Consider the following 16942-nt stretch of genomic DNA (forward strand, 5'->3'; position numbering starts at 1 on the left):
TTCAACCATACTCTTGTATAAAATGAAATCAATTCGCAACTTACATTCTGCTATGAACTTCATTCAGTATGTTATAAATACATTTCCCCGTTCCCTGAAGATCAGACGCCTAAACTCAATAATAAAATCGCTATATTTTTATACAAATATAGCGGTTTTTTTCTTTCCATATTCAGTTGATGATAGTATTATCTATCAATCTAGTGGCCGTGCTTATATCACTAGATACATTATTGAATACACATTTGACTACAGTCATCGCCTTTTCCCTAGTTAACCAATGTAAACTAAGAAGAGTGTCTTCTAAATAGCTGTGCGTAATGATAGAAACAGCAGGATTATCAGTCTTCCTAATAACAGAATTTAGAAATGTGTTACAACTATGAACAATATTCCCTTCGAAGTTTATACCAACATTTTGAAACAAACAATTATCCGCATTAATTTTTCGCGTATATTGGGCATTATTGGAACCAAAAGATATATCCCCACCTATTCTGCTTGTTTTTGCTCTTATAAATTTACCGTTACTAAGGTTACAACATTCCAAATCTGCGGCCCCTTCTATTAAAATGAGACCTTCTATAGCAATAGGGCGACCACCATAATTAGCAGGTGGCTTAATATTAACATCATAATTCTTGACGGTAATATTCTTAATGACTCCACCTGTCAAAAGCACTGAAAAGTTTTGTGTTACCGCATTATCACTTCGCCACTCTCTTTCAACTGTGATGTCCGAAATATAGCATCTGCCATAATCATACCTGCTTATATTAAATCCGACTTTTCCAGCGTCAGTTATCACCACTGGTGGCCCATTCAATGTTTCAGATACTCGAAAACTTGTTGCCGTTACGTTAATCGTATAGTAGAGTTTATCCACACTAATTCCAGTAGGCACTTTGCCAACCCATTGTTCAAAACATATTTTCGCACCATTCCCCATTCCATGTGGAGTACTATAGGAAAACATTCCATTGGCGACATTTACAGTAGGGCTGCCAAAATATCCATAGATGCTTGAACCGTAAAATAAACCATTTTTTATCTGGCAATTTTGAATGACGGCTCCTCGGATATCCTGCAGTTTGATATTACCGTTATTACATATAGCTCCATTGACAAAATTATCCCCTTTCACAACGAGTTCACATCCAATGAAAGTGTTGTGAATGTATTTGACATACCAGTTATTCTGATAAGAACTAATTCCCCCTATGTTATATCCTTCAAATATATTATTTTCCAAAACTATATGAATGCCGTCTGCATTTACAAAATGTCCACGAGCATTATTAGAAATATAGTTATTATAAATATAAATTCTAGTATTCAATTCAAACCCCGATTGATTCAGTTCAGGTCGCCATGTCGGTATGTTACTTTCAGACCACATGGATTCGATATCTATTCCGAACATCGGGGCAACGCCATCGGTTGTAATGCCGTCATCAGCTTTACCAATTGAATAAATTTTATTTTCAAAAATATAAGTGTCATTTGAACCACCGAGAGTAATCCCTTGCCTTCTGCAGTTATGAATATCACAGTTATGAATGTAAATATGCGAACCCATCTGTTCCTGTGTATAATCAGCTGGATTAATCTTATATTCTAACCAGCCTGTTGAAATGGCATCCCCTGTACAATTGCTTATTTCTACACAATCTATCTCCACAAAGTTTGAGCCCCTTATTTCTATTCCTTGTCCCCACTCATGAGTGTAATTCTGGCTGTCCACTTTTGCATTTATTTTTGCAATTTGGGCATCGCTTAAAGGTGAAGACGTAATATCAATAACAAAAATCATTTTATTAGCATCTTCTATTGGAGCGAACCAACCTCTCCCAGTCGAAGATGCAGGAGCAAATTGACCGTTTGTTCTAGAACCGACTAGCGTGCCAATTGCAACAGTATCTTTATATTGATAAAAACTGTATGCTGTGGTGTTTATTCCAGAGATAGACCATAGCCTAAAAGCTTTAAGGAGCCCAGGATTCTCATATCTGTCCACTATTTCACTACGGATAAAATTGGGATTATTATTCAATGAACCGTCAGTATTCACTCCTCCTCTTACAAATTTCACACCTATTTCGTAAATATGTGTTTTTTTATCTCCGACTATTTTCCCACCAGAAATTTTCACATTTTTAACTCCCTTAATATCAAATACTCGATACCAGGGTGACGAATTAGTTTCCAGTTGTAAGACACACTCTCCCGACATTTCAAAATGTAAACCGCTTGGTATGGCAATACACGAGAATGATGTATTGTCAATTTTCAACTTATATATGCCGCTCGGTAGTATAACATGATTGTATCCTTGGGACTTAGCCCAAACCAAAGCATCATTTATCCCCTTTGTAGTGGCAACAGAATTGGTACCATCGTTTTTAATATTCCATCTTACCAATTCTAATATATATGAATTTGAAACGTCCTCTGCATTTGAAACTGGTACCTTTTTTGGAGACCAGTGTGCTTTTGGGCCATCATAAGTTAATACATCACCATGAGTAGGAGATGCTGTTGTTACATCTACATCATTAAGGTCCCCAAGATTCGCATTTAAGTTTACGTCCATATTCCCACTTCCTTTTTTCTATATATTATGCTTCTATAGCTTAAATAGATTGGGTATATGAACTCTAACAATAAAAAGGATCCTTTCATTCCATAGCTTATAGCTCTTGAATTTTCCCCTTAAAACACGTGTTAATAGCATATAATAACACTTTGATTCGAATTAGGAGGGAATCCCCTTATTTAACTTAAATTTTTTTAATAACTTTTGTGAAATCCCTCTAATAATCCCAAATAAATATTTAAATTCCGTTGTTTTATGAAAAATCAATATATAAATCACATTAGGAACTATGATACATATGATTCCCTTTAACAATAACTCCAAGAAATTGCTTGATAACGTGAAATTGCTCGCAAAACTTGTAATAAAATACGTTCCTATACCTATTGCTGCGTAGTAGGCGTATTTTAAGAAATAATCCATTACAGGCCTATTAAATACATTTTTGTATACTAAATAAGGGGTAAGCCAGAAAGGAACAGTAATCACACTTACAAGGGTACCAAGAAATACACCCATTATCCCCAGATATTTAACTAGTACGATAGAAAAAGCTAGGTTGACAGCAGCTTGAAACAAAGGTGCATATCTATCCTCATGAAAAACACCCGCTGTAGTTTTCACAGTTGTTATGGAGTTCCTCATGCCTCTTTCATAAAAAATAATTACTAATACAAACAACACACTTTTACTCATAAGATACTCTGATCCAATCCATAAAGTGATAAAGGGCTCCATTATAATACATAATAATATAGAGAAGAATGAGTATAACCAAAAATTCAAAAGCATATAGACCTTATACACACTATAAACCTTCTCTATACTTTCTTTTGCTACTAAATTCCCTACACTATGGTATGTATTATTAAAAATTTGATAAGTAAAATTCCTACAAATGTCTATTAACATACTGTAGTTAGAATACAGTCCAACTGCTGCTACACTAATAAATGAAGATATGATAATGTTATCGGTACCTAATACTAAGTAATTTCCTATGTTTTGCAACACAATTGCTTTCACATTCTTAACAATTTTATCTTTAGTTTCAGCATCTAATACACCCGAAACTTTATCTTTTAAAAACGGGTACATCCTGTTGACTATGATTGCCAAAGCAATGCTAGTAGTAACTGTTATCATACTGTCGATAACTAAATATAAAATATAATTTTTTGTAAAGTGAAGTATTCCAATTTTGAGACAAGCAGATACAATTGAAGATATGGAATATATTCCTGTTACAATATAGCCCTTCTGAGAAACACTTAAAAACGAATTCTTATGCATGTACAGATAAGGAGCAACTGTATTGAATAAAAATATAAGGTAAATCCAATGAATATTTTCAACATTCGAATCTTTAATAAAGTATCCAAGAAACGGCATTAAGGACAAACCGAGTAACAAGACAATCAAGGCAATTACCATATATGCTTTCCGATACAATCTCATAAGTATGTTGATTTTTTCTTGATCATTTTCTGCGACCGGCTTATAAAGACTGTACATTATACTAGCACCTATTCCTGCCTCCGCTAACGAAAGCATAGAAAGTATATTAGTAAGAAATCCATTTATACCTAGATATTCAATGCCCAGATTATTGATAAATACGGTTCTTGAAATAAAGCTTAAAGATGTGACAATGATTTGATTTCCGATTCCAGCAGATATATTAATTAGGGAATTTTTTACTCTCATATTAAAACCTTCTTGATATAGATTTTTTACATGTAGCCAACAAGATAGCTGATATTAAAGTAAACGAATGAATCCCCAAATGCTCTGCAGCTTTCTTTACATTTAAATTAGACTTAACAAAATCATAATATAAATTATAATAGGATAATTTCCCTTTCAGGCCACACTTATAAAATTCAATTTGCTGATTTATGTAATATGCGGTACCTTTCGGACTTTTAGCAAATATATCCCTCATATTTTTTGTTAAACCATCTTCTAAATAATTACATATATATATTGTCTTATTAAACCATCTTATTTTATAACCTTCATAAGCCATCCGATTCCATACCGTAGCCTCTGTCATAAATTTTTCCCCTTCAAACTCATGAAACTTGTATTTCCTTAGTATATCGGTATAAAAGGCTTCAGCTTTATCTCCTGTTATATTGTATTTATTCCGTTCAAGTGAAGTTGCATCAACATATTCACCTTTAAACGTTGTTCCTAAAAAATCCTTACTGCTCCCTCCCCTATTACCAGAAACACCACAAAATAATTTTTTATCCTCCAAACTATTTTCCCATTCTACTATACTTTCTAATGCATCCTCCGTAACATGATCATCGGAATCTACGATAAAAAACATTTCTCCTTCAGCCAAATCAACACCCTTGTTAATTGCTCTATGTTTTCCTCCATTTTCAACTTTATAGTATCGTATGGAAAATGAATTTTCTTCTAATTTCCACACTTTAAATAATTCCTCTGTATTATCACTTGATCCATCATCAATGACTAACCATTCAAAATTTCTATACGTTTGCTCCTGTAATGATCTGTATAATTTCTCTATAATATATCCTCTGTTATACGTTGGGGTGAATACTGTTATTCTCATTTATAATCATCCTTTGTATGAACCTTGCTTACTTCTCATATAATCTATTACTTTCACCTTTTTATTTCATTTTCCCATAAAAAAAGCACCACAGATTTTACTCTACTGGCGGGAAATCATGTCTTACTTCATTCAACCAAAATTATTAACTTCCTAACATATCCATCTAATTTATAAAAACCTATCTTATACATTATTTATACTTAATTTTTATTTAAATATAAATTAATGCTCCTCATACAAAATCCTTGGGTAAAAGGCAGAATATTAAACAATGTAGAATATACTCCTATATCCTTTGTATCTCCTTGGGAAAATTCAACTGCTCCATCTTTTCTTGTAACTTGCATTAAATAATGCATAGCTCTCTCTACACTATCCATGCATTCACTTGAAATTTCATCTATCTTTGAAGCATTTAACATAAACCATCCAAGTGTAGCTGTAGCAGAAGAATCAGGCCTACTCTCATTTCTAGTTACAGTCCAATTCCAACTTCCATTATCTTGTTGAAAACTCATTGCAGTTTTCGCAAACCTTTTAACACTCTCCTCAAGTGATAATTTATATTTACTATCTTGGGGCAATTCATTCCAAGCATCTATAAGACCAATAGCAAACCAACCAAGACCTCTTCCCCATCCATATAATCCAAGAGGGACTTTATTCTCTATCTTGTAGACATGACATGGTAGCGAATGTTTATGTAACATTCCGTACTTTTCATACTCCCTAATTTGTTTCACTGCTAAATCTATACATTCTTCCTCGTTATATCTAGTACCATAACAAACTAAAAAGGGGCATATAAATCCTATAGTATCTACATATCTGTAGCTCTTCATAAACTTCCTATATTCTACTGTGCCGTCTTCACCTATATGATCTTTAATCATTTCCCATGTATAATCTAATGCCTTTTTATATTTGTTTATGTCGATATGATCCAACTTCATAATAGCGTAAGCGAGTATAGCTCCATCTATATGCTTAGGTTTTTCTAGCCATTGACCACTACTATCAAATTTTGAATTCAAAAATTTTTCAATCTCATATTTCATTTCCTTATCATCATTATGTCTTAAATACTCAGATAAACCTAATACTAATGATGCTTCTTGCCAATGTTGTATCGTACTTTTCGTATAATTTCCTTTCAGCATATCTAATACAACTAATCTTGTATTGTCTGTTACTTTTATTTTTGGTGTGTTTAGTAACCACTTAGACCCTTTTTTCGTTATAGTGTTATTCCATATGGATTTATCCTCATATCTCCCCATATGAATTCTCAGTACCCAATCTTTTATTACAGGTACTACATCTATGGTAATAATCATTAGAATAATAAAAACTACAATGCAACTCAAAATTTGAAATATCATCTTTATATTGCCCTTTCAATGTAAAAATAATTTAAATACTTATTTAACATATCCAACAGTACTACCTAATGCTTCTGACATTTTGGTACACATATCTAGCGTGATATTCTCACCTATTGTCCAGCTTTTATCATAACGATGTGCTGTCTCTAGATTTAATTTGTGCCTATTGATATAATCTTTTGTTTTCCCTATAATTTCCGCTGGATTTCCCCCAACAATGTACCCTTCTGGAACTGATTTTGTTACTACACTTCCCACAGCCACAATAGCATTTTTCCCTATTGTAATCCCAGGCATAATTAAGGCCCTTGCTCTTACAAATACATTGTCTTCTATTTTTATTTTCGCTATTTTTGTATAATCTAAATATCGTTTCGTACTGGCGTCATGTGCAAGGAGATATACTTGGGGGCAAATGTAACATTATCACCTATTTCTATTAGCCAACAATGAGCATAGTCAATTGTACTTCCAGCTAATCCACTACAATTTTTCCCTATCTTCATAACTCTTTGCACACACGCTTCTATTGTTAAATCTTCAAGGGATACAATTCCTAATTTCACCATTGAGGATTTTTTTACCCGACTTAACATAATGACCTCCAATGGATGTATTATTTAACTTATTTTTAAATGCTATATTTAACCATTTATTAAGTTATACAAATGATCCACTTCATCTTCTGTCCCCAATTCTTCTTTCTTGAGATTATCGATAAACTTACTTCTTAACTTTTCTTCTTTTATTAATAACTCAAGATGATTTGCCACTGACATAGGGGTCATCTCTGCAATTACTCCATTGATATTATTTCTTATATGATTATTAGCTGTCTCAAAATTAGTAATTAATATTGGCTTTGCCAGTATTTTTGCCTCATCTATAGAAATAGATTTACCTTCATATCTAGATGTTTGCATATATATATCTGCTTGTTTTATGTATGGATATGGATTTTCTTTTACACCTAATAATTTTACTCTTTTCTCCAGTTTTTCTTCCTTTATAATTCTTTTAAGTTCTTCTCTTACGTTGCCTTCTCCAATCAAATACCATGTAAGGTCGTACCCTTTTTTTATGAGTATATTAAATGCTTCTAAAGAGATATCTAATCCCTTTTCTTTAGCCAATCTTCCTACCGAAATTAATGATATACTTCTATCGTTCTCTTCTTTAAAATCAACTTTCTCTAATGACATTTTCCTTATCATTCTGGAAGAAACTATATTATGTATACACCCAATTTTTTTTTCATGTTCAGGAAAATTCTCTTTTAAAATATTTACTAGCTCTTCTGATACAGTCACTATATGATCCAGTTTACCAAAATAAAATTTTTCTTTGCTATAATCAATCCCTAATTTGTTATAATCCGTGTGTATCCATCCAATCTTTTTTTTTGCTTTTACCTTGTCTACACAGAAATATATAGGGTTTTTTTCCTGGAATCCTATAGCTACATCGTATTCCTCATTGATTTTACCTATCGAGTTTGACATATATTTCCATATTTTTTGTTCAATTATAGCCCCATTTGTTTCTGTCTTAGCCAGATAACCTAATACCCCTCTAGAAAATATCGTTTTAAAATCTCCTATTTTTATTAATTCTGTAAAAGACTTTTTTATGGGCATATCAAAATATTTATATTTTATCGGTTCTGGTAATACAGTGACTTCTTTTGGTAACTTATTTATAAATATTCCTTCATGCTTAAATAAAAATAAATCTACTTTGTATTTAGAATAATCTATAACTTCCAATAAAGAAATTAGGGCTTTTTCAGCCCCACCACAATTTAGATTATTCATTATAAATAATATATTTTTTTTCATGAACTTCACCCATTATAGAATTTCATATAACTTATATATTTCTTCTTCCGTTCCTAATTTCTCTTTCGAAAGGTTACTTACTAATGTTTTCTTTAGTTTTATATCTTTTATAAGTCTCTCAATTCCTTCTGCAATAGCCTCTGGTTTCATGTCTACAATTAATCCATTTATCTCGTTGTCAATTTGATCTTTCGCAGTACTAAAATCAGTAACAAGTATAGGCTTATTCAATATTTTTGCCTCATCAATTGCTATAGATTTCCCTTCAAATTTAGATGTCTGTGCATAAATATCTGCTTGTTTTATATACGGGTAAGGATTAGATTTTAACCCTAACAATTTGAAATTATTTTCTAATTTATTTGCTTTTATCAAATTAGTCAGTTGTTCTCTTTCTTCCCCCTCACCTATAATATTCCACTTTATTTTGTATCCTTTATCTATTAATTTCTTACAGGATTCTATAGCCATTTCAAAGCCTTTTTGATAGTGCAACCTACCTATCGAAAGGATAATAATTTCATTATCTTGCTTAACATAAACATCCTTATTTTCTTGATTAGCCATTTTATGTATCATTGTCGGTGATACAATATTGTAAATAACACTTATTTCATCTTTTTGATTAGGAAATCTATTTTTTAGAATGTTGGCACACTCTTCCGATACTGTAACTATATTGTTTAGCTTTTTGAAGTACAAAACATCAAAGTTCGAATCCATTCCTAATTTATTATAATCAATGTGTACCCATCCTATTTTTTTATGTGCTTTCACCTTATCTACACAAAAATATGTAGCGGTTTTTTCTAAGAACCCTATAGTAGCATCATACTGTTTCTCAATTTCATTTAAAGACTTAGCAATATATTTCCAGCTGCATTGTTCCTTTATCGATGTATTTTTTCCTATTCTATTCTTCATAGTGAACATACATCTATTATATGCTAGTGATATTTCTCCTTTTAATAAAAATGCTTTGACCGATTTAAACAAAGGTAAAGTAAACGTCTTATATGCTTCTGGTATAGGCAAAATTTGTACATCTTTTGGTACAAATTCCATAAATATACCTTCATGGTTAAACAAAAATAAATCCACATTATATAACTGATAATCTATTTGGGATAGTAAATTTACCAGACTTTTTTCTCCACCACCAGCAGATAGACTAGGCATAACAAATAATAAATTTTTTTTCATAATATAACCTCGATTTACTTAGCTAATTCTTGTAAGTATTCTACCGCTTTATATGACATTCTTTTAATATTAGGCATAGTTTGCTCTAGTTTTCGTTTTAATTGATCTTCTTCTCTTACCATCTCATCGAATTTAGCTTTTAATTTATTACTATTAGATATTTCTTCTATATTTAAGACTAATTTCTCTTCTCCAAATAAGTCTTTAGCTATTCCCTTCGATTTTATACTGTATCCCAATACCATAGTTGGAACACAGTTTGAGTAAGCCGCTATCGTGGCATGTGTTCTAGCTCCTATAAAGAATCGCATCCTAGCTATATAGCCTTTATATTGTATTGCATTTAAATTGTTTGGTAATATAATTACCCTACCTGTATTTTTAAATTCCTCATAATATGTATGCAGAACCTCATAATCATTATTCCCATCCTGCATAACATGCGGTGTGAGGGCAATTGTTGAATCTGTAGTATCTAGTATATGATTAATTAAATCTCTTACCGCAACTTGTGAATCCTTATTTCTATTCCATACAAGTGGACTAAAATTAAGACCTATTGTATTTTCCTCTTGCCATCCTTTAGGTAATTCCAACTCTTCTTTCTCCATGGTAAATGCAGGATCTGCACACAATTTAACATTATTCAGTCCCTTGTTTTTCAACATATTATAGGTAAGAGTTTCACGAGCTAATATTAAATCAAACTGTTTTAAGTCACCTAACTTTCTCTCCGACATATCCTCTTCACCTATAGAACATCCCCATAACACTAACTTCTTTCCTGCTGCTTTTACTTTTTTATCTATTTCATACAATGCAGGCTGCTCCCCGTAACAATAATTATCTCCGCCTATAGATAAGCATACATCCATATTCTTTATATGTTTAATTATATTATCTTCCATTTTAGCTATTGCATAAGATTCATCATTAAACATTTTTACTTTAAGTAAAGCCATCCACCAATCATATGAGTACTTTGCTATACTCTTAGTAGAACCATCATATATTCCATCTAACTTTGTTATAATCCTATCTGTTTCAGGCTTACTTGATATCAAATATATCTTTGCTTCATCTACCTCTTCTTTTATGATATTAGTAGAGGAACGAACAATAGCCTCACACCCTCTATTCAGACTTCCGCCATGGGCAAACATCATGATTTTCATACTTAAACTCCCTCACTATTATTTATTTCTAAATCTACTGTAGGCTGTGACGCAATATAACCCAACCGTTGATTGTCTCTTTATTAAATTTATTATTAGCCGCTCATATCTTCCTAGCTTGCTATAAATTTCACTATAATATATAGGTAGTGCCTCTCTCACATGTTTATTTCGTATCATACTTTTTACGTATTTATACCGCTTACTGAAACTTACATCTTTAGACGGTGTAAAATAAACGTGTATATAGGACATTACACTATTAATAAACTTTATTGATTTTAATTGATCTATTTTTACTTTATTAAATTTATCAGTATATATTTTAGGCAATTCCATAGTATATACTTCTACAGCCCTCTGAAAGTAATCTCTTTTCGATATATTTCTAGTAGCACTACCAGCTACTTCCCTATAATGATAACCTGCATAATTGATATATTTCATACGGGTTGCAACACTAAAGAATTCAACGTTAAACATTCCATCTTCCCCCAATGCAATTCCATTTGGAAATTTAACGTCATTTTCCTTGATTACATTATTTCGATAAATCTTATTTACAACGGTATTCAAGTTATCTGCCTTCAGAAAATAAGGTAATAATTCTCGATCTATATAATCCCTTTTGAGAACAGTATCTATAGGAAATGGATATTTTGTAGTTACCTTATGCCCTTCTGTTTCACTCTCGAAATTTGATATAACTACATCACAATTACTTTCTTTTACCGAATTATATAACACCCTATACATATCTCTTTTTACAGAATCATCAGCATCAACAAATCCAACATATTCCCCAACCGCTAAATGTAAGCCCCTATTTCTAGCAACACTTACACCTTGATTTCTTTGATTGATAAGTATAATCCGGTCATCTAATTCCTTATACTTCTCAATTATTTCTCTGCTGTTATCTGTTGAACCATCATTAATAAATATAAACTCACACTCTTGAAGTGTTTGATTTAAAAGTGACTCTATGCACTGAGTGATATATTTTTCTACGTTATAAACTGGTATTATTACACTTACTTTTTGGCTCATGCCTAATCACACCTTTATGGGAAATCTCTTACGCCACTATCATAAATACACCTCTATTATTATCCCCTATACTTGATGTATGAATTGGTTAGGCGCTTATAAAGTGGAACTTTAATCATTGAGGATTTTCTTCATCCCCCAATGATTATTAGTTGAACCAATCGGGTTTTTACGGGCCGTTGATCTCCCACCTAACTTCTTTGTTTTTGCCGAATTTTGAGGTGGGGGTCTTACTGCCCGTTAATGCGGGATAATTTTATATAACTTATTTAATTCAGCGTTATTACTATAATCTCGATCTCGCAAATTATTGATTAATGTTTTCCTTAGCTCATCATCTCTATATAAATTTTCGATACCTTCGACTAACCCCTCTACACTTGAATCACATATAACGCCTTCAATTCCATCATCCAATTGACTGGCCGCAGTAGGATAATTAGTTATCAATATAGGCTTTTCAAGGATTTTAGCTTCCGTAACCGTAACTGCCTTTCCCTCATATCTGGACGGTTGAACGTATAAATCACATAACTTCATATACGGATATGGATTAGTTTGTTTGCCTAATAGTATAAAACTGTCTTCTAACTGTTGTTCCATTATCAGTTCTTTAAGGATAGATTCATCCGATCCGTATCCTATCACATACCATTTTATATTGTTTAATCCTTTATTATGTAATGCTTTAAGAGCTTGTATAGCAACATCAAACCCTTTCGCATATGACAACCTTCCAACCGATAAAATATTAAAGGTATCGTTATTTTTTTTATTAAAATTCACAGTGCTTTCAGCCATATTTCGAATAAATTGGGGTGAAGTAATATTTTCTATTTGTACAATTTTATTTTTTAGCGATGGATATACAGTTAAAAACGTCTTTGTACATTCGTCTGATATAGATGCTATGTAATCAAATTTATTCCACATAGAAAAATCAATTTTATTATCAATTTCTAGTGTGCTATAATCTGTATGAATCCAAGCAACCTTCCTATCAGCGCTGACATTATCAGCTAAAACATCGTGTGGCCATGCGTAACTAATCGCAACGTCATATTTTTTTTTCTGTTTAGGCAAAAAATATGCTGCATATTTTGACACAAGTTGCATCTGAATATATCCCGAACCTTCCTTTAACTGTCTCTTTTTTGATATTCTGCCTGCCATATACTTACTGATTATTCTTGTGATTACTGCCCCAAAATATCCTCCACGTATACATTGCACAATTGACTTCCTAAAGACGGTATATCCACCTATCTGTGGTAGTACGTTAACTTTATTAGGTACTAGATTTAAGAACTCTCCGCTATGATTAAAAATCAATAAATCTATGTTGTATGTATCATAGTCGAAGCTTTCCAACATATTAATTAGACTTCTCTCTATTCCACCTATCTCCATATCATAGATAGAGATTAAAACATTTTTTTTCATACGCTTCCTCACATTCATGTTTTGTTTTGATGTAAGTAAATGAAAGCAATCGTAGTATGTGAATTCATATGGAATAAACTTTTCATTAGCTGCTTAAACTAGTGCGATCAATACAGATATTCTCTCTTTTATTCACAAATAGCGTATTAGAAGGAATACGCCCTTTTACAACGCTTCCGGCAGCTATTACGGTATTATCGCCTATAACAGTATCCTTCAATATAACTACATTAGAACCAATCCAAACATTCTTCCCTATCTTTACTTCACCTTTTACCAGATGACCATCTGTAGGGTCTTTATAATTATGATCGTGGTCATTAATGCACACATTGGGTCCTATCTTTGTACCTCTTCCAATCGATATTCTATTTACACAGTTGATATTACAGTTATCATTAATAAACACTTTTTCTTCTATATCTAATACTCCGTCAAAATCCAGTCTCATGCTGGCATTCTTTCTTACAAATACAAACTTTCCAATATTAACTTTTGAACGCTTATTAAAGATCTCAATCTTGCTATTTGCTTGGAGAAAAAAGATTGAACACTTTATATTACGAAAATATATTACCTTATAGAAGGCACCTCTTAATGCACCAATTACATGTGAAATATTCATTAGTACAGTAAAGTACAGCCCTCTATTACGGCTTTCTGCAACTATTGTTTGAATAATTTTCTTGAATACATTAATCATGTGTATTCTCCTTAAAACCTTTTTTTCCTATTATGTACTTTCTTAGCCTAGCAATATTATTTCCACCTATTATTTTCGCTAAGATCAATTTTATATTACCCTTGATTCTTACTTTGGGCGGCAACCAACTTTTATAAAAATGATGCATTGCATATGTATTTTCAGTTATAAATTTTCTGCAATTGATATAATCATATGGAGAAAAATAAGTTTGTGGATAAAAGGCCCCCATACCGCTTATTTCTTGATATTCTCCATTTAATTTTAACCCTGCATTTTTTAGTATATTCGTTACAATAGCCACATTGGTTAATTCATCATGTTTTCCATCTTCTTTGATGAACTCTTTCCCTTCATATGAATCCAAAAATGTTTTAATTAACTTATTTCCTTTCATAGCCCCTATAGTACTTGTAGCTATATAATTTTCTTGTTCAAATCCCCAAAATGAATCATGATGAAGCATATTATCAAAAGGTTTAAATACCTCTACATCAGTATCTAAATAAATACCTCCAAACTTATAAAGAACATATACTCTTACATAATCACTTACAAATGCAAATTTTTTCGCATCATAGGCTTCTTTGACATATAGGTTACATTCTATGTCAAAATTTTTTTCATTCCACTCAATAATTTCATATTCTGGGAGGTTCCTCTTCCAGCTATCTATGCATTTTTGTACGATCTCAGGTTTCTCTCCACCACCAAACCAACAATAATGTATGATTGATGGAATTTTCCTCACGTTCTCCAATTGATACACTCTCCCCGATATGCTTAAATTTATACTTAAAAGTAGGGGTTACTTAAAAATCTATAAAGATATATATTTACTTGTATAAATGATACCTAAACTTATTACATTCTCATAAAAATAATAAATGAGATAACATAATAAAAGGCCGTAATATACAAACTTCCTATCCTTTTTAGAAAATAATACAACAATCCATGAAATTAAAATTAATTGATATAAACTGAAATAAATGGTAAATCTTGCAAATATCCAATTTTGCGTTGAAATAATCATAAACACTAAACCAATTAAAGACATGTTTACAATGTAATCACTTTTCGGAAAGACTTCTCTTAATTTTTCTCTGCCAAGATATGCAATAACTATTGGCACAGCACTAACTGCAACACGTAATACATTTGCTCCTCCCTCTGCAAAGTTCTTATAGTGTCCATACTGAGTTGATTCTAATGCCGAAAACAAAGCGGATGAGAATTGGTTAAAACCAATTACTATAATGACCGAAAAGAACAGCAATACATACGTATCCCAAGCCCAAGCCTTTCTCCTAACCAAAAAATAAATTGGGATTAAGATAAGCGCTGACTTATGAATCATAGCTGCTAAAAGTACAATTAAAATATATTTTTTCCAATTTCCATTAAAAATATATTTCGTGGCCAGAAAGACAATGGATGCTGCTAAAAATTGTCTGATTCCATTCATGGATACCAAATACATTCCACCTGTAATATATACAAATAAAGCTAATTCAAACATTCGGGAGTATTTATAAAGAGTTATTACAATTAATACATTTGTTACTAAAGCGACAAAAAATATCATGATCTGCGGATCTTTTGAGAAATGTTGCAGAAACATCTGTAAAATATCAAATCCAAAATCCCCTGAAAAATCAATATTGCTCCAACTGAATTCATTGTGGGCATAGGAATACATGTAAAAATAAGTATCACCAATATTATTTCTAAGTCCCGATACAATAACAAGAGATGCCATTGCCAAGAAACTAAGCATCTTATTTGGTTGAACCGGAACGATCCCGTTGCTCATGCTCTTTGCAGAATACCTTGCAAAAAAAGATAAAATGTAAACTACAAAAAGGTTTATCCATAATATAGTCATTCCATAACTCCTTCCACACAGCAAACAAGCAAGTAACTTAGACAAGCAAAGACACTGAAAAAATAGATATATTTATACATAAATATATCAACAGATTCATCAGCCAATGATTGCAACCTTAAACAGCAATTACCCGCACGTCTTTACCTTCTTAATGACGCTTCGAAATGGTTTTATTACTCGTATTCTGTATATAAAGATAGAGAAGAATCCCGAAAGGTATCGCCAAGAGAGTCGTGCCCTTACATGGTGATTCTTTAAGAAAAGCATAATTTCTAATCATTAGATTACTCGATACATAATGTATGGATTCTCGAAATCTCTCCTTAAAAGAAGGAGCATACTTCATAGCAACCTTCCTAAAGAATAAAAACCCACGCGGATTTTTCTTATATTGTTTAATCATGTTCATGCTTGAACCATCATCTAAATATTCCACATGGCATAAGACTTCGTTCATAATAAGTAAAGGACATTGTTGATCAATTAAAATATACTTATAACTGAGCGGACAGTACTTTTCTCCTGAAAATATAGGATATGGCAAAGATTTTTTTGTCAATTCCGAACGATAAACTAGTTTCTTATCGCCTCTAACCCCATGAAGACCATACAAACCTGATAGTGTGGAAGCCTGAATATTAGATGGCATTTTTGTTCCAATGATCTCCCCATTCTGTTTCGCATCCAAACCGACTATTCCAGCAAACTTCTTACTTCCATGTGTCTTCCAAAATGAAGCAATCTTTTCAACTGCATCTTCAGCCATATAATCATCCGAGTCTATACAAACATTTAGCTCTGTATCAATTAATTCATAAGCGGTATTGTGTGCTCCGTGCATACCTTGATTTTCTTGGTAATGATAACGAATGGGAACGACATCTTCTGCAATCCAAGTATCTATAAGTTCCTTTGTGTTATCAGTAGAGCCATCATCAATAATTAACCAAATAAAATCTTTACATTTTTGTCTCTTTAAACTTTCGTAACATAAATGAAGGGTATATGCACGATTATATGTAGGCGTAAAAATGGTTAAGAGTTGTGTCATTGCAAGCCCTCCTG

General features: G+C 32.1%; 14 protein-coding genes and 1 pseudogene. All 15 read right to left on the reverse strand.

The genetic code is table 11. The features are described from left to right. Nucleotides 1-172: 172 nt before the first annotated feature. Nucleotides 173-2593: a right-handed parallel beta-helix repeat-containing protein gene (locus CN288_RS08750; RefSeq protein ID WP_098302136.1), complete on the reverse strand. Its 2421-nt coding sequence runs from the start codon at nucleotides 2591-2593 to the stop codon at nucleotides 173-175. A gap of 162 nt (nucleotides 2594-2755) precedes the next feature. Continuing rightward, on the reverse strand, nucleotides 2756-4303 hold the full coding sequence (locus tag CN288_RS08755; protein ID WP_090694358.1) for a lipopolysaccharide biosynthesis protein: 1548 nt from the start codon (nucleotides 4301-4303) through the stop codon (nucleotides 2756-2758). A 1-nt stretch (nucleotide 4304) separates the two neighbouring features. Further along, entirely contained in the window at nucleotides 4305-5186 is an 882-nt protein-coding gene (locus tag CN288_RS08760; RefSeq protein ID WP_026591912.1) for a glycosyltransferase family 2 protein, read from the reverse strand. Between the two features lie 203 nt (nucleotides 5187-5389). Beyond that, nucleotides 5390-6571, reverse strand: coding sequence for a glycoside hydrolase family 88 protein (locus CN288_RS08765; protein ID WP_098302137.1), 1182 nt, complete (start codon nucleotides 6569-6571; stop codon nucleotides 5390-5392). Between the two features lie 186 nt (nucleotides 6572-6757). After that, nucleotides 6758-6874, reverse strand: a pseudogene (locus CN288_RS30205) (acyltransferase); the annotation flags it as partial. 62 nt (nucleotides 6875-6936) lie between these two features. Then, nucleotides 6937-7170 carry a hypothetical protein gene (locus tag CN288_RS29495; protein ID WP_255259961.1) on the reverse strand — a complete coding sequence of 78 codons (234 nt, stop codon included), beginning with the start codon at nucleotides 7168-7170 and terminating at the stop codon, nucleotides 6937-6939. Nucleotides 7171-7218: 48 nt separating this feature from the next. Then, complete coding sequence (locus CN288_RS08775) at nucleotides 7219-8412, reverse strand: glycosyltransferase (RefSeq protein ID WP_098302138.1); 1194 nt, start codon at nucleotides 8410-8412, stop codon at nucleotides 7219-7221. Nucleotides 8413-8424: 12 nt separating this feature from the next. After that, nucleotides 8425-9615: a glycosyltransferase gene (locus CN288_RS08780; protein WP_026591909.1), complete on the reverse strand. Its 1191-nt coding sequence runs from the start codon at nucleotides 9613-9615 to the stop codon at nucleotides 8425-8427. 14 nt (nucleotides 9616-9629) lie between these two features. Continuing rightward, nucleotides 9630-10790 (reverse strand): polysaccharide pyruvyl transferase family protein, encoded by a 1161-nt coding sequence (locus CN288_RS08785; RefSeq protein WP_090694352.1) that lies wholly within the window; start codon nucleotides 10788-10790, stop codon nucleotides 9630-9632. Between the two features lie 18 nt (nucleotides 10791-10808). Further along, nucleotides 10809-11840 carry a glycosyltransferase gene (locus tag CN288_RS08790; RefSeq protein ID WP_090694348.1) on the reverse strand — a complete coding sequence of 344 codons (1032 nt, stop codon included), beginning with the start codon at nucleotides 11838-11840 and terminating at the stop codon, nucleotides 10809-10811. A 240-nt stretch (nucleotides 11841-12080) separates the two neighbouring features. Then, nucleotides 12081-13283, reverse strand: a complete 1203-nt coding sequence (locus tag CN288_RS08800) for a glycosyltransferase (RefSeq protein ID WP_026591906.1) — start codon at nucleotides 13281-13283, stop codon at nucleotides 12081-12083. 85 nt (nucleotides 13284-13368) lie between these two features. Further along, nucleotides 13369-13986, reverse strand: coding sequence for an acyltransferase (locus tag CN288_RS08805; RefSeq protein ID WP_090694346.1), 618 nt, complete (start codon nucleotides 13984-13986; stop codon nucleotides 13369-13371). Further along, a complete protein-coding gene (locus CN288_RS08810; RefSeq protein ID WP_026591904.1) occupies nucleotides 13979-14746 on the reverse strand; it encodes a glycosyltransferase family 32 protein in 768 nt (255 codons plus the stop codon). The genes CN288_RS08805 and CN288_RS08810 overlap by 8 nt, the downstream gene beginning before the upstream one ends. A 60-nt stretch (nucleotides 14747-14806) precedes the next feature. Further along, a complete protein-coding gene (locus CN288_RS08815) occupies nucleotides 14807-15874 on the reverse strand; it encodes an EpsG family protein (protein ID WP_026591903.1) in 1068 nt (355 codons plus the stop codon). A 151-nt stretch (nucleotides 15875-16025) separates the two neighbouring features. Then, nucleotides 16026-16928, reverse strand: coding sequence for a glycosyltransferase family 2 protein (locus CN288_RS08820; RefSeq protein ID WP_026591902.1), 903 nt, complete (start codon nucleotides 16926-16928; stop codon nucleotides 16026-16028). Nucleotides 16929-16942: the final 14 nt, after the last annotated feature.

The sequence above is a fragment of the Bacillus sp. AFS023182 genome (assembly GCF_002560575.1).
In the GTDB taxonomy this organism is placed as follows: domain Bacteria; phylum Bacillota; class Bacilli; order Bacillales; family Bacillaceae_G; genus Bacillus_A; species Bacillus_A arachidis.